General features: G+C 58.2%; 26 protein-coding genes. 23 read left to right on the top strand and 3 right to left on the bottom strand.

Translation table 11 applies throughout. The features are described from left to right. The first annotated feature begins 86 nt into the window (after positions 1-86). A complete protein-coding gene (rpoC, locus tag EGT36_RS16140; RefSeq protein ID WP_125270536.1) occupies positions 87-4,295 on the top strand; it encodes a DNA-directed RNA polymerase subunit beta' in 4,209 nt (1,402 codons plus the stop codon). 138 nt (positions 4,296-4,433) lie between these two features. On the opposite strand, the gene EGT36_RS16135 is transcribed toward rpoC, so the two are convergent. The 3 genes from EGT36_RS16135 to EGT36_RS16125 form a co-directional block, all read right to left on the bottom strand. Beyond that, positions 4,434-5,519, bottom strand: coding sequence for a helix-turn-helix transcriptional regulator (locus tag EGT36_RS16135; protein WP_125270535.1), 1,086 nt, complete (start codon positions 5,517-5,519; stop codon positions 4,434-4,436). A gap of 96 nt (positions 5,520-5,615) precedes the next feature. Further along, positions 5,616-5,966 carry a VOC family protein gene (locus EGT36_RS16130; RefSeq protein WP_125270534.1) on the bottom strand — a complete coding sequence of 117 codons (351 nt, stop codon included), beginning with the start codon at positions 5,964-5,966 and terminating at the stop codon, positions 5,616-5,618. Positions 5,967-5,978: 12 nt separating this feature from the next. Beyond that, positions 5,979-6,272, bottom strand: coding sequence for a hypothetical protein (locus EGT36_RS16125; RefSeq protein WP_003523731.1), 294 nt, complete (start codon positions 6,270-6,272; stop codon positions 5,979-5,981). 527 nt (positions 6,273-6,799) lie between these two features. Here EGT36_RS16125 and rpsL point away from each other — a divergent pair. From rpsL to rplR, 22 genes are all read left to right on the top strand, one after another. After that, positions 6,800-7,171 carry a 30S ribosomal protein S12 gene (gene rpsL / locus EGT36_RS16120; protein ID WP_003507760.1) on the top strand — a complete coding sequence of 124 codons (372 nt, stop codon included), beginning with the start codon at positions 6,800-6,802 and terminating at the stop codon, positions 7,169-7,171. 76 nt (positions 7,172-7,247) lie between these two features. Next, the gene (rpsG, locus tag EGT36_RS16115) at positions 7,248-7,718 is read left to right on the top strand and encodes a 30S ribosomal protein S7 (RefSeq protein WP_004442621.1); all 471 of its coding nucleotides are present in this window, start codon (positions 7,248-7,250) and stop codon (positions 7,716-7,718) included. 34 nt (positions 7,719-7,752) lie between these two features. Beyond that, complete coding sequence (fusA, locus tag EGT36_RS16110; protein WP_004442619.1) at positions 7,753-9,852, top strand: elongation factor G; 2,100 nt, start codon at positions 7,753-7,755, stop codon at positions 9,850-9,852. 65 nt (positions 9,853-9,917) lie between these two features. Next, a complete protein-coding gene (tuf, locus tag EGT36_RS16105) occupies positions 9,918-11,093 on the top strand; it encodes an elongation factor Tu (RefSeq protein WP_004442617.1) in 1,176 nt (391 codons plus the stop codon). Positions 11,094-11,404: 311 nt separating this feature from the next. Beyond that, complete coding sequence (gene rpsJ, locus EGT36_RS16100) at positions 11,405-11,713, top strand: 30S ribosomal protein S10 (protein WP_003507767.1); 309 nt, start codon at positions 11,405-11,407, stop codon at positions 11,711-11,713. Between the two features lie 168 nt (positions 11,714-11,881). Next, positions 11,882-12,523, top strand: a complete 642-nt coding sequence (rplC, locus tag EGT36_RS16095) for a 50S ribosomal protein L3 (RefSeq protein WP_004442604.1) — start codon at positions 11,882-11,884, stop codon at positions 12,521-12,523. 12 nt (positions 12,524-12,535) lie between these two features. After that, positions 12,536-13,156, top strand: coding sequence for a 50S ribosomal protein L4 (rplD, locus tag EGT36_RS16090; RefSeq protein WP_003495173.1), 621 nt, complete (start codon positions 12,536-12,538; stop codon positions 13,154-13,156). Further along, positions 13,153-13,446: a 50S ribosomal protein L23 gene (locus EGT36_RS16085; protein ID WP_003521003.1), complete on the top strand. Its 294-nt coding sequence runs from the start codon at positions 13,153-13,155 to the stop codon at positions 13,444-13,446. Before rplD ends, EGT36_RS16085 begins: the two co-directional genes overlap by 4 nt. A gap of 43 nt (positions 13,447-13,489) precedes the next feature. Further along, complete coding sequence (gene rplB / locus EGT36_RS16080; protein WP_037092981.1) at positions 13,490-14,326, top strand: 50S ribosomal protein L2; 837 nt, start codon at positions 13,490-13,492, stop codon at positions 14,324-14,326. Positions 14,327-14,341: 15 nt separating this feature from the next. Beyond that, positions 14,342-14,620, top strand: a complete 279-nt coding sequence (rpsS, locus tag EGT36_RS16075; RefSeq protein WP_003507772.1) for a 30S ribosomal protein S19 — start codon at positions 14,342-14,344, stop codon at positions 14,618-14,620. A gap of 2 nt (positions 14,621-14,622) precedes the next feature. Then, positions 14,623-15,012: a 50S ribosomal protein L22 gene (gene rplV, locus EGT36_RS16070; RefSeq protein ID WP_003521005.1), complete on the top strand. Its 390-nt coding sequence runs from the start codon at positions 14,623-14,625 to the stop codon at positions 15,010-15,012. After that, complete coding sequence (rpsC, locus tag EGT36_RS16065) at positions 15,012-15,743, top strand: 30S ribosomal protein S3 (protein ID WP_004442600.1); 732 nt, start codon at positions 15,012-15,014, stop codon at positions 15,741-15,743. The genes rplV and rpsC overlap by 1 nt, the downstream gene beginning before the upstream one ends. 38 nt (positions 15,744-15,781) lie before the next feature. Continuing rightward, positions 15,782-16,195, top strand: a complete 414-nt coding sequence (gene rplP, locus EGT36_RS16060) for a 50S ribosomal protein L16 (protein ID WP_003495190.1) — start codon at positions 15,782-15,784, stop codon at positions 16,193-16,195. Between the two features lie 12 nt (positions 16,196-16,207). Continuing rightward, positions 16,208-16,408: a 50S ribosomal protein L29 gene (rpmC, locus tag EGT36_RS16055; RefSeq protein WP_003495193.1), complete on the top strand. Its 201-nt coding sequence runs from the start codon at positions 16,208-16,210 to the stop codon at positions 16,406-16,408. An 11-nt stretch (positions 16,409-16,419) separates the two neighbouring features. Beyond that, complete coding sequence (rpsQ, locus tag EGT36_RS16050; protein ID WP_003495195.1) at positions 16,420-16,656, top strand: 30S ribosomal protein S17; 237 nt, start codon at positions 16,420-16,422, stop codon at positions 16,654-16,656. A 234-nt stretch (positions 16,657-16,890) separates the two neighbouring features. Further along, entirely contained in the window at positions 16,891-17,259 is a 369-nt protein-coding gene (gene rplN, locus EGT36_RS16045) for a 50S ribosomal protein L14 (protein WP_003495199.1), read from the top strand. Between the two features lie 12 nt (positions 17,260-17,271). After that, complete coding sequence (rplX, locus tag EGT36_RS16040) at positions 17,272-17,580, top strand: 50S ribosomal protein L24 (protein ID WP_003521006.1); 309 nt, start codon at positions 17,272-17,274, stop codon at positions 17,578-17,580. Then, on the top strand, positions 17,573-18,127 hold the full coding sequence (rplE, locus tag EGT36_RS16035) for a 50S ribosomal protein L5 (RefSeq protein ID WP_003495201.1): 555 nt from the start codon (positions 17,573-17,575) through the stop codon (positions 18,125-18,127). The genes rplX and rplE overlap by 8 nt, the downstream gene beginning before the upstream one ends. 33 nt (positions 18,128-18,160) lie before the next feature. Then, complete coding sequence (gene rpsN, locus EGT36_RS16030; RefSeq protein ID WP_004442591.1) at positions 18,161-18,466, top strand: 30S ribosomal protein S14; 306 nt, start codon at positions 18,161-18,163, stop codon at positions 18,464-18,466. A gap of 12 nt (positions 18,467-18,478) precedes the next feature. Beyond that, entirely contained in the window at positions 18,479-18,877 is a 399-nt protein-coding gene (gene rpsH, locus EGT36_RS16025; protein WP_004442588.1) for a 30S ribosomal protein S8, read from the top strand. Between the two features lie 43 nt (positions 18,878-18,920). After that, positions 18,921-19,454 carry a 50S ribosomal protein L6 gene (gene rplF, locus EGT36_RS16020; protein ID WP_003495204.1) on the top strand — a complete coding sequence of 178 codons (534 nt, stop codon included), beginning with the start codon at positions 18,921-18,923 and terminating at the stop codon, positions 19,452-19,454. A 12-nt stretch (positions 19,455-19,466) separates the two neighbouring features. Then, a complete protein-coding gene (gene rplR, locus EGT36_RS16015) occupies positions 19,467-19,829 on the top strand; it encodes a 50S ribosomal protein L18 (protein WP_003507787.1) in 363 nt (120 codons plus the stop codon). Positions 19,830-19,905: the final 76 nt, after the last annotated feature.

Below are 19,905 nucleotides of genomic sequence, written 5' to 3'. Positions count from 1 at the left end.
GTATTTAAAGCTCTGGACGGCGACCCGGGAAGAAGCCGGGCCAGATGCAAACAGGGGCAGCAGCTATCCTCTCAAGGAGACAAGGCATGAACCAAGAGGTCATGAATCTTTTCAATCCTCAGGTGCCTGCGCAGCATTTCGATTCCATACGGATTTCGATCGCTTCGCCGGAAAAAATCCTGTCGTGGTCCTACGGCGAGATCAAGAAGCCGGAAACCATCAACTACCGTACGTTCAAGCCTGAGCGTGACGGTCTTTTCTGCGCGCGTATCTTTGGGCCGATCAAGGACTATGAGTGCCTGTGCGGCAAGTACAAGCGCATGAAGTACAAGGGCATCATCTGCGAAAAGTGCGGCGTCGAAGTGACGCTGTCGCGCGTTCGCCGTGAGCGCATGGGCCATATCGAGCTCGCAGCGCCGGTTGCCCACATCTGGTTCCTGAAGTCGCTTCCTTCGCGTATCTCGACCCTGCTCGACATGACGCTGAAGGATGTCGAGCGCGTTCTCTATTTCGAGAACTACATTGTCACGGAACCCGGTCTCACCTCGCTCAAGCAGAACCAGCTTCTGTCTGAAGAAGAGTACATGATCGCCGTCGACGAGTTCGGCGAAGACCAGTTCACCGCCATGATCGGCGCTGAAGCCATCTATGAGATGCTGGCTTCGATGAACCTCGAAAAGATCGCCGGCGACCTGCGTGCCGAACTTGCTGAGACCACGTCGGATCTCAAGCAGAAGAAGCTGATGAAGCGCCTGAAGATCGTCGAGAACTTCATGGAATCGGGCAACCGTCCTGAATGGATGATCATGAAGGTCGTTCCGGTCATTCCGCCGGACCTGCGTCCGCTGGTTCCGCTGGATGGCGGCCGTTTTGCGACGTCCGACCTCAACGATCTCTATCGCCGCGTCATCAACCGTAACAATCGTCTGAAGCGCCTGATCGAGCTTCGTGCGCCTGGCATCATCATCCGCAACGAAAAGCGTATGTTGCAGGAATCCGTAGATGCGCTGTTCGACAACGGTCGTCGCGGCCGCGTCATCACGGGTGCCAACAAGCGTCCGCTGAAGTCGCTCTCCGACATGCTCAAGGGCAAGCAGGGCCGTTTCCGCCAGAACCTTCTCGGCAAGCGCGTCGACTATTCCGGCCGTTCGGTCATCGTGACCGGTCCGGAACTGAAGCTGCACCAGTGCGGCCTGCCGAAGAAGATGGCGCTCGAACTGTTCAAGCCGTTCATCTACGCCCGTCTTGACGCCAAGGGTTACTCCTCGACCGTCAAGCAGGCCAAGAAGCTGGTTGAAAAGGAAAAGCCTGAGGTTTGGGATATCCTCGACGAGGTCATCCGCGAACATCCGGTTCTCTTGAACCGCGCGCCGACGCTGCACCGTCTGGGTATCCAGGCTTTCGAACCCATGCTGGTCGAAGGCAAGGCCATCCAGCTGCACCCGCTCGTCTGCACGGCCTTCAACGCCGACTTCGACGGTGACCAGATGGCTGTTCACGTTCCGCTTTCGCTGGAAGCCCAGCTGGAAGCGCGCGTGCTGATGATGTCGACCAACAACATCCTGCATCCGGCAAACGGCCACCCGATCATCGTTCCTTCGCAGGACATGGTTCTCGGCCTGTATTACCTGTCGATCATGAACCAGAACGAGCCGGGCGAAGGCATGGCCTTCTCCGACATCGGTGAGCTGCATCACGCACTTGAAAACAAGGTCGTGACGCTGCATGCCAAGATCCGTGGTCGCTTCAAGTCCGTGGATGCCGATGGCAAGCCGGTTTCGAAGATTCATGAGACGACCCCCGGCCGTATGCTGATTGGCGAACTTCTGCCGAAGAACGTCAACGTGCCTTTCGACGTCTGCAACCAGGAAATGACCAAGAAGAACATCTCCAAGATGATCGACACGGTCTACCGTCATTGCGGCCAGAAAGACACGGTCATCTTCTGTGACCGCATCATGCAGCTCGGCTTTGCCCATGCCTGCCGCGCCGGCATTTCGTTCGGCAAGGACGACATGGTCATTCCTGACAGCAAGGTGAAGATCGTTGGCGACACCGAAGCTCTCGTGAAGGAATACGAACAGCAGTACAATGACGGTCTCATCACCCAGGGCGAAAAGTACAACAAGGTTGTCGACGCCTGGGGCAAGGCAACCGAAAAGGTCGCCGAAGAGATGATGGCACGCATCAAGGCTGTCGAGTTCGATCCGGAAACGGGCCGCCAGAAGCCGATGAACTCCATCTACATGATGTCTCACTCGGGTGCTCGTGGTTCTCCGAACCAGATGCGTCAGCTGGGCGGCATGCGCGGCCTGATGGCGAAGCCATCGGGTGAAATCATCGAGACGCCGATCATCTCGAACTTCAAGGAAGGCCTGACCGTTAACGAGTACTTCAACTCGACCCACGGTGCCCGTAAGGGTCTCGCAGACACCGCCCTGAAGACCGCGAACTCGGGTTACCTGACCCGTCGTCTCGTCGACGTCGCGCAGGATTGCATTGTCAACTCCAGGGATTGCGGCACCGACAAGGGCCTCACCATGACTGCCATCGTTGATGCCGGTCAGGTGGTTGCTTCGCTCGGCGCGCGTATCCTCGGTCGTACGGCTCTCGATGACATCGACAACCCGGTCACCGGCGAGAACATCGTCAAGGCTGGCACGCTGATCGACGAAGCCGACGTGGCTGCCATCGAGAAGGCTGGCATCCAGTCCGTTCGCATCCGCTCGGCGCTCACCTGCGAAGTGCAGGTTGGTGTCTGCGGCGTCTGCTACGGTCGTGACCTTGCACGCGGTACGCCTGTCAACATGGGCGAAGCCGTTGGCGTTATCGCCGCTCAGTCGATCGGTGAACCTGGCACGCAGCTCACCATGCGTACGTTCCACCTTGGTGGCACGGCAAACGTGGTCGACCAGTCGTTCCTCGAAGCGTCTTATGAAGGCACGATCCAGATCAAGAACCGCAACATCCTGCGGAACTCCGAAGGCGTTCTCATCGCCATGGGCCGTAACATGTCCGTTACGATCCTCGATGAGCGCGGCGCGGAACGTTCCACACAGCGTGTGGCTTACGGTTCGAAGATCTTCGTTGATGATGGCGACAAGGTAAAGCGTGGCCAGCGTCTTGCAGAGTGGGATCCCTACACCCGTCCGATGATGACGGAAGTGGAAGGTACCGTTCACTTCGAAGACCTCGTCGACGGTCTCTCCGTTCTGGAAGCGACCGACGAATCCACCGGCATCACCAAGCGTCAGGTCATTGACTGGCGCTCGACGCCGCGCGGTTCGGATCTCAAGCCTGCGATCGTCATCAAGGACGCGTCCGGCGCTGTTGCGAAGCTTGCCCGTGGTGGCGAAGCCCGCTTCCAGCTCTCGGTCGACGCCATCCTGTCGGTCGAGCCGGGTGCGAAGGTCTCCCAGGGTGACGTGCTTGCACGTTCGCCGCTGGAAAGCGCCAAGACGAAGGACATCACCGGTGGTCTGCCGCGCGTTGCGGAACTGTTCGAAGCCCGTCGTCCGAAGGATCACGCCATCATCGCAGAGATCGATGGTACGATCCGCCTCGGCCGCGACTACAAGAACAAGCGCCGCGTGATGATCGAGCCTGCGGAAGACGGCGTCGAGCCGGTCGAATACCTGATCCCGAAGGGCAAGCCCTTCCACCTTCAGGAAGGCGACTATATCGAAAAGGGTGAATACATCCTCGACGGTAACCCGGCGCCGCACGACATTCTGGCGATCAAGGGCGTGGAAGCTCTGGCTTCCTACCTCGTGAACGAAATCCAGGAAGTCTACCGTCTGCAGGGCGTTGTGATCAACGACAAGCACATCGAGGTGATCGTTCGCCAGATGCTGCAGAAGGTTGAAATCACCGATGCTGGCGATAGCCAGTACATCGTGGGTGACAACGTTGATCGCATCGAGCTCGATGACAACAATGACCGCCTGATCGAAGAAGGCAAGAAGCCTGCCTATGGCGAGCCGGTTCTGCTCGGCATCACCAAGGCTTCGCTGCAGACGCCGTCCTTCATCTCGGCCGCATCCTTCCAGGAGACCACCAAGGTTCTCACGGAAGCTGCGATTGCCGGCAAGACGGACACGCTGCAGGGCCTCAAGGAAAACGTCATTGTCGGCCGTCTCATCCCGGCCGGTACCGGCGGCACCATGACGCAGATCCGCCGCATCGCCACCTCGCGCGACGACCTCATTCTCGAGGAACGCCGCAAGGGCACGGGTGCAGGTTCTGCAAACCAGATGCTGCAGGACATGACGGACCAGGCTCCGGCTGCCGAGTAAGGTCAGACAGGGCAGGGGCTTTGCGGAGCCCCCCAAAGTTCGAAGCAAAACGCCCGGAGCAATCCGGGCGTTTTTGTTTCTATGGACAGAGGCCGGGCGCCTCCACCGCCGCCCGGCATTCCTGCATATGCAGCAGGGTTAGTCCTGTTTCCGGATGTTATAGCGGGTCAGGACAGAGAGGCGCCGAACAAGATCGGTCTGGCCTGCGCTGCCGGTCTTGGCATAGATCGACTTTGCGTTGCTGCGCACCGTTTCATGGGAAATCTGCAATTGCTTCGCCACTGCCGGTAGCGAAAGTCCTTTCATGATTTCCAAAGCCACGCGTGCCTCGCCTCTTGTGAGGTCGTATAGCCCCTTCAATAACGCGCTTGCGTCGGCAATGGTGCCGGTGGGCTGCGATATGAGCACGATGGCGTTGCCTTTCGGAGATAAGTCGAGCGCCTTCTTGCGCAGCGGTATGACGTGAAGAATGCAGGGTCTATCTTCACCGGCGGGGAGAGGGAAGGAACCGGCATCGTGCCCGGCCAGCGCTTTGTATAGGAGCCGGTTCACCCTCTCGTCAGCAATGGCAATACTGTCGCGCGTGGGGGCGGCGAAACATTTCTGCAATGACAGGAAGAGATCGTTGGCCGAGAGAATGAGGCCGTTTGCCTGCAGCACGGCTGCCGGAGCGCCAATGGCATTGAGGCCGAAGGTCATCGCGTCGGCTTTCTGCCGTTGCAGCCGCGTTGCGAGCGCAAGGCTACGGGCGATATGTGGCCTCAGTCCGGCGAGCGCAGCCATCGTATCAGGCCGGATTATGCCAGCTTCCAGCCTGTGTTCAAACAGCACTGTCATCTCCGGATGGCCGGGCGGCGCGACCTGTGTCGTCGCACCATAGCCCAGGCCGCGGGGCCTGAGGAACTCACGGACGATCGGCAGTTCGGCCCATTCATCAGGGGTGAAGACGTCGAAATCCTGCACGAAGGCGAACCGGCCTTCACGGGCAGTACGCGTAAGGCGATCATTGCGGTGATTCCAGCCTCCCGCTATGTAGTCCTTCATCAGTTCTTGAAAGTTGGGCGTGTGCAGCCAGGCCTGGTCTTCCCCCTTGCCCCAGGTGATGGCGCCGCCCCAGAAACCGAGGCGGCCGCCGGCATTTGCCAGAACCTGCGACCAGCGGTCGGGAAAAAGCGCCGCTTCATAAATGTCATCGATAATGTCAGACGATGATAAAGTATCCAACCCGACCCCGAAATTTTGCGTCGGAACTATTCTAAGCCTATGTTTGTGCGGCATTCAATCTTTTAAGAATCAATACTATTATTCAGACTCTATATTCTATAAGTGACTTAATATATTGACAAGCTTTCCAAAAGGGTCGCGTACGAACAGGCGACGTACGCCCCAGGACTCGACGGTGGGACCGTATTCTATCGGCAGTCCGGCTGCGACGATCCGGTCGCGGACCTCGTCGAAATTGTCGACTTCTATGGAGAAGTCCGGCACATCTGTGCCGGAACCGCCTTCGCGCGCAAAGCTTAGCTGCGCCGGCGCCTTGAGCGGGCTGGCATGGGTGACGATCCAGCCGTGATCCATGGCGACCGGCATGCCGAGGATATCGCCATAAAAGACCTGCGCCAGCGCGGGGTCGGAGGTAGCGATGTTGGCGACGACACGTTTGACCGCCATGGCCAAGGCTCTTCAGGCGAAGCGGATGATGGCGACTTCGCCTTCGAGCGCGCCCTGATAGGCCGAGGCGTGCGGCTCTTCATCGGGAATTTCGGTCAGCATGCCGATCTGGTCGAGATCGGCTTCGATGAAGCCTTCCTCGGAAAGCGCGTTCAGCGTTTCGCGAACGGCTGTGTCGTCATCCGGCGCCCTGAGGATGACGTGAATGTCGATACCCTCGGAGTTGTCGGTCTCGTAAGCCTTGCCGATGACGATGAAGACCATCGGCTCGTCGCGTCCGTTGTCGTTGTCGGGGAGGGTGCTCATGACGCGGTTCCTTGATCTTTCGTTGCTGTCATCAGGGCAGGGGGAATCGGTTCCGCCCGCGGGGCGGCCATGTCCGGCCAGCCTGAGGGAATCAATAGACGGATTTTATGAAAAGCCAAAGGCCGGAGGTTAAAATCGCTGCCGTTGATGCCGACTTATGGTATAGGGAGGGGGAAATGGCGTTGCGGTGGCGTTCGTGGCCCCGGGCGCGAGCGCAAAATGCGGATTCACCCTTGACGAAAGCTGGCTAAAACAGTAGTACGCCCGCCATCGGAGCCTCTGTGGGTGCTGGCCGTTCGGTAAGCTTTTTCCCGAACATCATCTCAAACGGGTCTCCATTGCACGTAGAAGACACGAATGTTGCACGCAAGACGCCTCATCCGGTGTCCTCTGCTCTTGGTGGTCCATCCGTGAAACCGGATCGGGCCACGTTTTGCGCATGAGGATATATGCGTGCATCGTCGCCGGCAACGGCATAGCCGCCATCCGTGAGGGTGGCTAAAGTAGTTTTTGCAAGGGATGGTTATATGCCTACCGTAAACCAGCTGATCCGCAAGCCTCGCCAGGCACAGGTAAAGCGCAACAAGGTTCCTGCCCTGCAGGAAAACCCGCAGAAGCGTGGTGTTTGCACCCGCGTTTACACGACGACCCCGAAGAAGCCGAACTCGGCTCTGCGTAAGGTTGCCAAGATCCGCCTCACCAACGGCTTCGAAGTCATCGGCTACATTCCTGGCGAAGGTCACAACCTTCAGGAACACTCTGTCGTCATGATCCGCGGCGGCCGCGTGAAGGACTTGCCGGGCGTTCGTTACCACATCATCCGCGGTGTTCTCGATACCCAGGGCGTCAAGAACCGCAAGCAGCGCCGTTCGAAGTACGGTGCGAAGCGTCCGAAGTAATTTCGGCAACAACAATTCGGCGCTGCGCGAGGTTCTCCGCGTGGTATAGCGTCAATAACATTGAGAGACAAAAAGTATGTCCCGTCGCCATAGTGCAGAAAAGCGTGAGATCAACCCGGATCCGAAGTTCGGTGATCTGGTCGTCACCAAGTTCATGAACGCCATCATGCTTCACGGCAAGAAGTCGGTAGCAGAAAGCATCGTTTACGGCGCGTTCGACGTCGTTCAGGGCAAGACGAAGCAGGAGCCGCTCGCCGTGTTCCATTCGGCCCTCGACAATGTTGCGCCGCATGTTGAAGTGCGTTCGCGCCGCGTTGGTGGTGCGACATACCAGGTTCCGGTTGATGTTCGTCCCGAGCGTCGCCAGGCCCTCGCAATCCGCTGGTTGATCACCGCTGCGCGCAAGCGCAACGAAACGACCATGATCGATCGCCTCTCCGGCGAACTCATGGACGCTGCGAACAACCGCGGCTCCGCCGTCAAGAAGCGTGAAGACACGCACAAGATGGCCGACGCTAACCGCGCATTCTCGCATTACCGCTGGTAATCTTAACCGATCGCATATCGAAAGGCAGTCCATTATGGCTCGCGAATATAAAATCGAAGACTACCGCAATTTCGGTATCATGGCGCATATCGACGCCGGCAAGACGACCACCACCGAGCGTATTCTCTATTACACCGGTAAGTCGCACAAGATCGGCGAAGTTCACGATGGCGCAGCCACGATGGACTGGATGGAGCAGGAGCAGGAGCGTGGTATCACCATCACGTCCGCTGCGACCACGACCTTCTGGAAGGGCCGTGACGGCAAGACCCGCCGCTTCAACATCATCGACACCCCCGGCCACGTTGACTTCACCATCGAAGTTGAGCGTTCGCTGCGCGTTCTCGACGGCGCCATCGCGCTGCTCGACGCCAACGCCGGTGTTGAGCCGCAGACGGAAACCGTCTGGCGTCAGGCTGAGAAGTATCATGTTCCGCGCATGATCTTCTGCAACAAGATGGACAAGACCGGTGCTGACTTCTACCGTTCGGTAGAAATGATAAAGACCCGTCTCGGCGCCACTGCCGTTGTCATGCAGCTGCCGATCGGCGCTGAGACCGAGTTCAAGGGCGTTATCGACCTGATCGAGATGAATGCTCTCGTATGGCGCGACGAGTCGCTCGGCGCCCAGTGGGACGTCGTCGAGATCCCCGAGGACATGAAGGCCAAGGCTGAAGAATATCGCGAAAAGCTGATCGAGACGGTTGTCGAGATCGACGAAGAAGCGATGGAAGCCTACCTCGAAGGCAACTACCCGGACAACGACAAGATTCGTGAACTTGTTCGCCGCGGCACCATCGACGTGAAGTTCCACCCGATGTTCTGCGGTACCGCGTTCAAGAACAAGGGCGTTCAGCCGCTCCTCGACGCCGTTGTCGACTATCTGCCTTCGCCGCTGGACATCCCGGCGATCAAGGGCATCGACGCCAAGACGGAAGCCGAAATCGAGCGTCACGCTGACGATTCCGAGCCGCTTTCCATGCTCGCGTTCAAGATCATGAACGACCCCTTCGTTGGTTCGCTCACTTTCGCACGCATCTACTCGGGCAAGCTCGAAAAGGGCACGTCTGTCATGAATACGGTCAAGGACAAGCGCGAGCGCGTCGGCCGTATGCTTCAGATGCACTCCAACAGCCGTGAAGACATCGAAGAAGCCTATGCAGGCGACATCGTTGCTCTGGCTGGTCTCAAGGAAACCACCACTGGCGATACGCTCTGCGATCCGCTGAAGCCGGTTATCCTCGAGCGCATGGAATTCCCCGAGCCGGTCATCCAGATCGCGATCGAGCCGAAGACCAAGGGCGACCAGGAAAAGATGGGCCTCGCGCTCAACCGTCTGGCTGCAGAAGATCCGTCCTTCCGTGTCAAGACCGACGACGAATCCGGCCAGACCATCATTGCCGGCATGGGCGAACTTCACCTCGACATCATCGTTGACCGTATGCGTCGCGAGTTCAAGGTTGAAGCAACCGTCGGTGCTCCGCAGGTTGCCTACCGTGAAACGATCACGCGTCAGCACGAAGAAGACTACACGCACAAGAAGCAGTCCGGTGGTACCGGTCAGTTCGCTCGCGTGAAGATCATCTTCGAACCGAACCCCGAAGGCGAAGACTTCAAGTTCGAGTCGAAGATCGTCGGTGGTGCTGTTCCGAAGGAATACATCCCGGGCGTTCAGAAGGGTATCGAAAGCGTTCTGTCTTCCGGTCCGCTGGCTGGCTTCCCGATGCTCGGCGTCAAGGCTACGCTGGTCGACGGTGCATTCCACGATGTTGACTCGTCGGTTCTCGCCTTCGAAATCGCATCGCGTGCCTGCTTCCGTGAAGCAGCCAAGAAGGCTGGTGCACAGCTTCTCGAGCCGATGATGAAGGTCGAAGTCGTAACGCCGGAAGACTATGTCGGCGACGTTATCGGCGACCTGAACTCCCGTCGTGGTCAGATCCAGGGCCAGGAAAGCCGTGGTATCGCCGTCGTCATCAACGCGCATGTTCCGCTCGCGAACATGTTCAAGTACGTCGATAACCTGCGCTCCATGTCGCAGGGTCGCGCTCAGTACTCGATGACGTTCGATCACTATTCGCCGGTTCCGTCGAACGTGGCGCAGGAAATCCAGGCAAAGTACTCCGGTCAGAAGTGATCGGGGTACGCCCCACCGAATTTTGAAGATTATTCCCGTCACGGGACAAGAATGGAGAGCCACTAATGGCAAAGAGCAAGTTTGAGCGGACGAAGCCGCACGTCAACATTGGCACGATCGGTCACGTTGACCATGGCAAGACGTCGCTGACGGCAGCAATCACGAAGTTCTTCGGCGAGTTCAAGGCGTATGACCAGATCGACGCGGCTCCTGAAGAGAAGGCTCGTGGTATCACGATCTCGACGGCACACGTTGAGTACGAGACGGCCAACCGTCACTACGCTCACGTTGACTGCCCCGGCCACGCCGACTACGTGAAGAACATGATCACCGGTGCTGCCCAGATGGACGGCGCGATCCTGGTTTGCTCCGCCGCTGACGGCCCGATGCCGCAGACGCGCGAGCACATCCTGCTTGCCCGTCAGGTTGGCGTTCCGGCCATCGTCGTGTTCCTCAACAAGGTCGACCAGGTTGACGACGCCGAGCTTCTCGAGCTCGTCGAGCTTGAAGTTCGCGAACTTCTGTCGTCCTACGACTTCCCGGGCGACGATATTCCGATCATCAAGGGTTCGGCGCTTGCTGCTCTTGAAGATTCCGACAAGAAGATCGGTGAAGACGCGATCCGCGAGCTGATGGCTGCGGTTGATGCCTACATCCCGACGCCTGAGCGTCCGATCGACCAGCCGTTCCTGATGCCGATCGAAGACGTGTTCTCGATCTCGGGCCGTGGTACGGTTGTGACGGGTCGCGTTGAGCGCGGTATCGTCAAGGTTGGTGAAGAAGTCGAAATCGTCGGCATCCGTCCGACCTCGAAGACGACTGTTACCGGCGTTGAAATGTTCCGCAAGCTGCTCGACCAGGGCCAGGCTGGCGACAACATCGGTGCACTTGTTCGCGGTGTTAACCGTGACGGCGTCGAGCGTGGTCAGATCCTGTGCAAGCCGGGTTCGGTAAAGCCGCACAAGAAGTTCAAGGCAGAAGCCTACATCCTGACGAAGGAAGAAGGCGGCCGTCATACGCCGTTCTTCACGAACTACCGTCCGCAGTTCTACTTCCGTACGACGGACGTTACGGGCATCGTGACGCTTCCGGAAGGCACGGAAATGGTTATGCCTGGCGACAACGTCACCGTTGACGTCGAGCTGATCGTTCCGATCGCGATGGAAGAAAAGCTGCGCTTCGCTATCCGCGAAGGCGGCCGTACCGTCGGCGCCGGCATCGTTGCCTCGATCGTCGAGTAATCTCGACCGTTGAAATTCAGGCTGGCGGCGGTGTGAACAGCACCGCCGCCGGACTTTTGGTAAAAAGCCTGGCGGCGTTGCATTTTTAGTGCTTGAAAAATTCGGTGAAAGCGCGTAAACGCGCACTCACATTCACCGCTGGATTCGCAAGCGATTGCGGAACGCGGTGTTTTTAGCAATACAGACTACTGAAATGATTGGGGTGCGACGCGCATTCCTCTCGATTTTTGAAAATCTGCGGCGCCACGATCAATAGAAGTTCATGTGTTTCCGCGTGCGGAAACGAATAACAAAGAACAAGGACAAGACGAATGAACGGCCAGAATATCCGTATCCGCCTCAAGGCGTTCGATCACCGGATCCTCGATGCCTCTACCCGTGAAATCGTGTCGACCGCAAAGCGCACCGGCGCCAGCGTTCGCGGCCCGGTTCCGCTCCCCACCCGCATCGAAAAGTTTACTGTCAACCGCTCTCCCCACGTTGACAAGAAGAGCCGTGAACAGTTCGAAATGCGGACGCACAAGCGTCTTCTCGATATCGTTGACCCCACCCCGCAGACTGTCGATGCTCTGATGAAGCTCGACCTCGCTGCTGGCGTTGACGTGGAAATCAAGCTCTAAGACCCGGCCCGAACCATTCAAGGTAAGGGCTGAAATAACAAGGAAGGTACGTGGAGCAATCCAACGACTTCCAAACCGGAGACCGGAAACATCGTGAGATGTCGAAGGGCACTCCTTAACAAAGGCCAGAGAGGGTTTTCCCTTCAAGGCTCGCAAGAGGATGAACCAATGCGTTCAGGTGTGATTGCACAGAAAGTGGGTATGACACGCGTCTATAACGACGCAGGTGAACATATCCCTGTAACAGTATTGCGACTGGATAACGTACAAGTCGTTGCCCAGCGCACGGAAGACAAGAATGGCTACACCGCAGTTCAGCTCGGTGCCGGCCAGTCCAAGGTCAAGAACACGACGAAGGCGCTTCGCGGTCACTTTGCCGCTGCCAATGTCGAACCGAAGGCAAAGCTCGTCGAGTTCCGGGTTTCCCCCGAGAACCTGATCGACATCGGTGCAACACTGACCGCAAATCATTTTCAGACCGGCCAGCTGGTCGATGTCACCGGAACCACGATCGGTAAGGGTTTCGCCGGTGCTATGAAGCGTCACAACTTCGGTGGTGGCCGCGCTTCGCACGGTAACTCGATCTCGCACCGTGCACACGGTTCGACTGGTTCCAACCAGGATCCGGGTCGCGTCTGGAAGGGCAAGCGCATGGCTGGTCATATGGGCCAGACCCGCGTTACGACCCAGAACCTCGAAGTCGTTTCGACTGATGAAGACCGTGGCCTCATCCTCGTGAAGGGTGCAGTTCCCGGCTCGAAGGGTTCCTGGATCATCGTCCGCGACGCCGTCAAGTCGGCTGCGAAGTAAGGGAGCCTTATCATGGAATTGAACGTCAAGACCCTCGAGGGAAAAGACGCCGGCAAGGTTTCTCTGTCGGATGAGATCTTCGGCCTCGACCCCCGCCAGGACATTCTGGCCCGCATGGTTCGCTGGCAGCTTGCAAAGAAGCAGCAGGGAACCCACAAGTCCAAGAACCGGTCGGAAGTTTCCCGCACCGGCGCGAAGATGTACAAGCAGAAGGGTACGGGCCGCGCTCGTCACCATTCGGCTCGCGCACCGCAGTTCCGCGGCGGCGGCAAGGCCCACGGCCCGGTCGTTCGCAGCCACGCCCATGACCTTCCCAAGAAGGTTCGTGCGCTCGCCCTGCGTCACGCCCTGTCTGCAAAGCTGAAGGCTGAAGAACTGATCATCGTCGATCAGCTCGTCGCGTCCGAAGCAAAGACCAAGGCTCTGCTGGGCAGCTTCGCTTCGCTTGGCCTGACCAACGCTCTCGTTATCGGCGGCGCCGAACTTGATGGCAACTTCAAGCTCGCTGCTCAGAACATCCCGAACGTGGACGTTCTGCCGGTACAGGGCATCAATGTTTACGACATCCTGCGCCGTGGCAAGCTGGTGCTTTCCAAGGCTGCTGTAGAGGCTCTGGAGGAGCGGTTCAAATGACGGATCTTCGCCACTACGACGTGATCGTATCTCCTTCGATCACGGAAAAGTCGACGCTGGTATCCGAACAGAACCAGGTCGTATTCAACGTCGCCAAGAATGCTTCCAAGCCTGAAATCAAGGCTGCCGTGGAAGCTCTCTTCGGCGTCAAAGTCACGGCTGTGAACACGCTTATCCGCAAGGGTAAGACCCGTCGTTTCCGTGGGTTCGCCGGTAAGCTGAAGGACGTCAAGAAAGCCGTCGTCACGCTCGCCGAAGGTCAATCCATCGACGTGTCCACCGGACTCTAAAGGTTAGGCCCAAGCGGGCAAAGACCCAAAAGGGAACAATAAAATGGCATTGAAAAGTTTCAATCCGACCACGCCGAGCCAGCGCCAGCTGGTTATCGTGGACCGCGCTTCGCTCTACAAGGGCAAGCCGGTAAAGGCTCTCACCCAGGGCCTCAGCTCCAAGGGTGGCCGTAACAACCAGGGCCGGATCACCGTCCGTTTCCAGGGTGGCGGTCACAAGCGGACCTACCGTCTGGTTGACTTCAAGCGTCGCAAGTTTGACGTTGAAGGCACCGTTGAACGTCTGGAATACGACCCCAACCGCACCGCGTTCATCGCGCTGGTTACGTATGCCGACGGCGAACAGGCTTACATTCTCGCGCCACAGCGTCTCGCTGCCGGTGACAAGGTGATCGCCTCCGACAAGGCAGTGGACGTGAAGCCCGGCAACACCATGCCGCTTCAGTACATTCCGGTTGGTTCGATCATCCACAACGTCGAGATGAAGCCGGGCAAGGGCGGTCAGATCGCTCGCTCCGCCGGTACGTATGTCCAGCTCGTCGGCCGCGATGCCGGCATGGCCATCCTGCGTCTCAACTCGGGCGAACAGCGTCTGGTGCACGGCTCCTGCCTCGCATCGATCGGCGCTGTTTCGAACTCTGACCACGCCAACATCAACGACGGCAAGGCCGGTCGTTCCCGTTGGCGCGGCAAGCGTCCGCACGTTCGCGGCGTCGTCATGAACCCGGTCGACCACCCGCACGGTGGTGGTGAAGGTCGCACGTCGGGTGGTCGCCACCCGGTTACTCCGTGGGGCAAGCCCACGAAGGGCAAGCGCACCCGTTCGAACAAGTCGACCGACAAGTTCATCATGCGCTCGCGCCATCAGCGTAAGAAGTAAGAGAGGTAGTCACTAATGGCTCGTTCAGTATGGAAAGGTCCGTTTGTTGACGGCTATCTTCTCACCAAGGCTGAGAAGGTGCGCGAGAGCGGACGTAACGAAGTAATCAAGATCTGGAGCCGTCGCTCCACGATCCTGCCGCAGTTCGTTGGTCTGACCTTCGGCGTCTACAACGGCAGCAAGCATGTGCCCGTCTCCGTTAACGAAGACATGGTCGGACACAAGTTCGGTGAATTCTCTCCGACCCGTACCTATTACGGTCACGGCGCGGACAAGAAGGCAAAGAGGAAGTAATCATGGCGAAGGCTAAGACCGAACGCCGGCTGAAGGACAACGAGGCTCAGGCCGTTGCCCGTACGCTCCGCGTCAGCCCCCAGAAACTGAACCTGGTTGCCGCTCTTATCCGTGGCAAGAAGGTTGATCGCGCTCTCGCCGAGCTCGAATTCTCCCGCAAGCGCATTGCAGGCACCGTCAAGAAGACGCTGGAATCTGCAATTGCCAATGCGGAAAACAACCACGACCTCGACGTCGACGCTCTCGTCGTCGCCGAGGCCTATGTTGGCAAGTCCATCACCATGAAGCGTTTCCACGCTCGTGGCCGTGGTCGTGCTTCCCGCATTGAAAAGCCGTTCGCTCACCTCACGATCGTTGTTCGTGAAGTCGAGGAAAAAGGGGAGGCCGCATAATGGGTCAGAAAATCAATCCGATCGGCTTCCGCCTCGGCATCAACCGTACCTGGGATAGCCGCTGGTACGCTGACACCGCAGAATACGGCAAGCTGCTGCATGAAGACCTGAAGATCCGGGCTTACCTGATCAAGGAACTCAAGCAGGCCGGTATCGCAAAGGTCGTCATCGAGCGTCCGCACAAGAAGTGCCGCGTCACGATCCACTCGGCTCGTCCGGGTCTGATCATCGGCAAGAAGGGTGCAGACATCGAGAAGCTTCGCAAGAAGCTTTCCGAGATGACCAACTCCGAAACGCACCTCAACATCGTTGAAGTGCGCAAGCCGGAAATTGACGCGACGCTGGTTGCCCAGTCGATCGCTCAGCAGCTCGAGCGCCGCGTGGCTTTCCGCCGTGCGATGAAGCGTGCTGTTCAGTCCGCAATGCGTCTTGGCGCCGAAGGCATCAAGATCACCTGCGGCGGCCGTCTTGGCGGTGCTGAAATCGCTCGTACCGAATGGTACCGCGAAGGTCGCGTTCCGTTGCACACGCTGCGTGCGGACATCGACTACGGCACGGCTGAAGCTGAAACCGCATTCGGCATCTGCGGCATCAAGGTCTGGATCTTCAAGGGCGAAATCCTTGAGCACGATCCGATGGCTTCTGAGCGTCGCGGTCTCGAAGGCGACGCACAGGGCCCTGCAAGCCGTGAGCGTGGCGATCGTGGCGATCGTCGTCGCGAAAACGCTTGATTGACGCTGGCGAAAGATAAGCTCGGAGAAGTAAGAAAATGTTGCAGCCAAAGCGTACTAAGTACCGTAAGCAGTTCAAGGGACGCATCAAGGGCGTCGCCAAGGGCGGCTTTGACCTGGCATTCGGTGAATTCGGCTTGAAGTCGCAGGAACCGAACCGCGTGAATGCACGCGAGATCGAAGCGGCCCGCCGCGCGATCACGCGTTACATGAAGCGCGCAGGTCGCGTGTGGATCCGCGTATTCCCCGACGTTCCGGTTACGGCCAAGCCGACCGAAGTTCGTATGGGTAAGGGCAAGGGTTCGGTCGATTACTGGGCATGCAAGGTCAAGCCCGGTCGTATGATGTTCGAGATCGACGGTGTGTCCGAGGAGATCGCCCGTGAGGCGCTTCGTCTCGGCGCTGCCAAGCTCTCGGTCAAGACGCGCTTCGTACAGCGCATCGCAGAGTAAGGAGCAAGGCACATGAAAGCCGATGAAGTTCGCGGCCTCAGCGCCGACCAGCTCAAGGACAAGCTCGCCGATCTGAAGAAGGAGCAGTTCAACCTGCGCTTCCAGAAGGCAACTGGTCAGCTGGAGAAGTCCTCGCGCATCAACGAAGTCCGCAAGGATATCGCCCGCGTTAAAACCATTGCCCGCCAGAAGGCGGCAGAAGCCAAGGCCTAAGGAAGAATAATATGCCGAAACGCATTCTGCAGGGCGTCGTTGTGTCCGACAAGAACGAGAAGACTGTCGTAGTTCGTGTTGAGCGTCGATTCGCTCACCCGCTGCTTCAGAAGACCGTTCGTCGTTCGAAGAAGTACAAGGCACACGACGAAAACAATCAGTATAAGGTCGGCGATGTCGTTTCCATCGAGGAATGCGCACCGATCTCCAAGGATAAGCGCTGGACGGTCGTTTCCGCCCAGGCTTAATTTCATCAGAATCGCGCCAGGTGTCTTGCACTTGGCGCGAATTCCTGTATGAAGCAGCGCAAGGACGCTCGTGACCCGGGCGTCTTTTGCTTTGATGCGCACGGAAGGTCCTTCGGGAAACCACCCTGTCACGATTTTTCCGCGCAAAAAAAGAGATATTCATAAGCTGGAGCAGGGGGCTCGCTCGGGAGAGCTTGCCCAACCGTTCCGGTAACAACAAGAAGGCGACCTGACATGATTCAGATGCAAACAAACCTCGACGTGGCGGATAATTCCGGCGCACGTCGTGTCATGTGCATCAAGGTGCTGGGCGGCTCGAAGCGCAAATATGCTTCTGTTGGCGACATTATTGTCGTTTCCATCAAGGAAGCTATTCCGCGCGGCCGCGTCAAGAAGGGCGACGTGATGAAGGCGGTTGTCGTGCGCACCGCCAAGGACATCCGCCGCGCTGACGGCAGCGTCATCCGTTTCGATAACAACGCAGCCGTTCTTATCGACAACAAGAAAGAGCCCATCGGCACCCGTATCTTCGGACCGGTTCCGCGCGAACTTCGCGCCAAGAACCACATGAAGATCATCTCGCTGGCTCCGGAAGTACTGTAAGGAGCGTATGCGATGCAGAAAATTCGTAAAGGCGACAAGGTTGTCGTATTGACCGGTAAGGACAAGGGCCGTACCGGCGAAGTAATCCAGGTTTTGCCGAAGGAAGACCGGGCCGTTGTGCGTGGCGTAAACATGGTGAAGCGTCACCAGCGCCAGACCCAGGCCCAGGAAGCCGGCATCATCAACAAGGAAGCATCCTTGCACATCTCCAACATCGCCATCGTCGACAAGGATGGCAAGCCGACCCGCGTTGGCTTCTCGGTTGTGGATGGCAAGAAGGTCCGCGTGGCCAAGCGTTCGGGAGAAGTGATCGATGGCTGATAAGTACGAGCCGCGTCTCAAGACGGAATACGTTTCCCGTATCCGTGGCGCCATGCAGGAGAAGTTCTCCTACGCAAACGTCATGATGATCCCGAAGCTTGAAAAGATCGTGATCAACATGGGCGTTGGCGAAGCGACTGCCGACTCCAAGAAGCCCACGATCGCTGCCGGTGACCTGGCTGCGATTGCCGGCCAGAAGCCGGTCGTTACCCGCGCTCGCAACTCGATCGCTGGTTTCAAGGTTCGCGAAGGCATGCCGATCGGTGCGAAGGTTACCCTTCGTGGCGCCCGCATGTACGAATTCCTTGATCGTCTGGTCAACATCGCGCTGCCGCGCGTTCGCGACTTCCGGGGCCTGAACCCGAAGAGCTTTGACGGCCGTGGCAACTTCGCCATGGGCATCAAGGAACACATTGTGTTCCCTGAGATCAACTACGATAAGGTTGATCAGATGTGGGGCATGGACATCATCGTTTGCACGACGGCGACGTCGGACGACGAAGCTCGGGCTCTGCTGACAGAGTTCAACTTCCCGTTCCGTCACTAACCGTAACGACGAGCGTAGAAAAGGAACTCCGATATGGCGAAAACAAGCGCAGTTGAAAAGAACAAGCGCCGCCGCAAGTCGGTCGCCCAGCAGGCCAGCAAGCGCGCGGCCCTCAAGGCGATCGTGATGAACCAGTCCCTTCCGATCGAAGAGCGGTTCAAGGCCACCCTGAAGCTCGCTTCGCTGCCGCGTGACGGCTCGAAGACGCGTATCCGCAACCGCTGCGAAGTAACGGGCCGTCCGCGCGCGTTCTATCGCAAGCTCAAGATGTCGCGTATCGCGCTTCGTGAGCTGGGCAATTCCGGCAAGGTGCCGGGCATTGTCAAGTCGAGCTGGTAAGGAGACGGGCACATGACCATGACTGATCCTTTGGGTGATATGCTCACCCGCATCCGCAATGGTGCTGCTCGCCGTAAGTCTTCGGTAAGCACGCCTGCTTCCAGCCTCCGCGCACGCGTTCTCGACGTGCTGCAGTCTGAAGGCTACATTCGCGGTTATTCCAAGGTCGATTTCGAAAACGGCAAGTCCGAATTCACCATCGAGCTGAAGTACTACGAAGGCGCGTCCGTGATCCGTGAGATCGGCCGCGTTTCCAAGCCGGGCCGCCGGGTTTATGTCTCGGTAAAGTCCATTCCGCAGGTCGCGAACGGCCTCGGCATCACCATCCTTTCGACCCCGAAGGGCGTGATGGCCGATCACCAGGCTCGCGAACAGAACGTTGGTGGCGAGGTTCTTTGCTCGGTCTTCTAAGACCCGAGCAAGGATCTCCATAACGAACAGACAGGATTGAATAATGTCTCGTATCGGTAAAAAGCCCGTTCCGGTTCCCGCAGGTGTGACGGCCAATGTCGACGGCCAGAAGGTTACTGCTAAGGGCCCGAAGGGTGAACTGTTTTTCGTCGCTAACGACGACATTCAGCTGAAGCTCGAAGATAACGGCGTTTCCGTAACGCCGGCTAACGGCACCAAGGAAGCTCGTTCGAAGTGGGGCATGTCCCGCACGATGATCGAGAACATCTTCAAGGGTGTTAAGGACGGCTATGAGCGCAAGCTCGAAATCAACGGCGTTGGTTACCGTGCCGCCATGCAGGGCAAGAACCTGCAGCTGGCTCTCGGTTTCAGCCACGACGTTGTTTACGAGCCTCCGGTCGGCATCACCATTGCCGTTCCGAAGCCGACGGAAATCATCGTTTCCGGCATCAACAAGCAGCAGGTTGGCCAGGTTGCCGCGGAAATCCGCGAATACCGCGGTCCCGAGCCCTACAAGGGCAAGGGCGTAAAGTACGCTGAAGAGCGTATTGTACGCAAAGAAGGCAAGAAGAAGTAAGGATCACGCGAAATGGCTAGCAGGAAAGAAGCACTTGCACGTCGCGCGAGCCGTGTGCGCCGCCAGATCAAGGCGGTTGCCAACGGCCGCCCGCGCCTGTCGGTTCATCGCTCGTCGAAGAACATCTACGCCCAGATCATCGATGACGTTGCTGGCAAGACGCTTGCGTCTGCCTCCACGCTCGAAGCCGATCTGCGCGGCTCGCTCAAGACCGGCGCCGACGTTGCAGCAGCAGCTGTGGTCGGCAAGCTGGTTGCCGAGCGCGGCGTCAAAGCTGGCGTCAAGGATGTTGTATTCGACCGTGGCGCGTTCATCTATCACGGCCGTATCAAGGCTCTGGCAGATGCAGCCCGCGAAAGCGGCCTGAACTTCTGATTTTTTTCCGCCCGGACATCGATCCGGGCGGAATTTCACCGGACCATGCGGATCTCGTCTTCGAGGCCGCTGGTCT

Source organism: Agrobacterium sp. FDAARGOS_525, assembly GCF_003938925.1.
GTDB classification, from domain to species: Bacteria; Pseudomonadota; Alphaproteobacteria; order Rhizobiales; family Rhizobiaceae; genus Agrobacterium; species Agrobacterium pusense.
The sequence above is the reverse complement of the archived record's forward strand: the minus strand, read 5'-3'. Positions and strand labels throughout refer to the sequence as shown.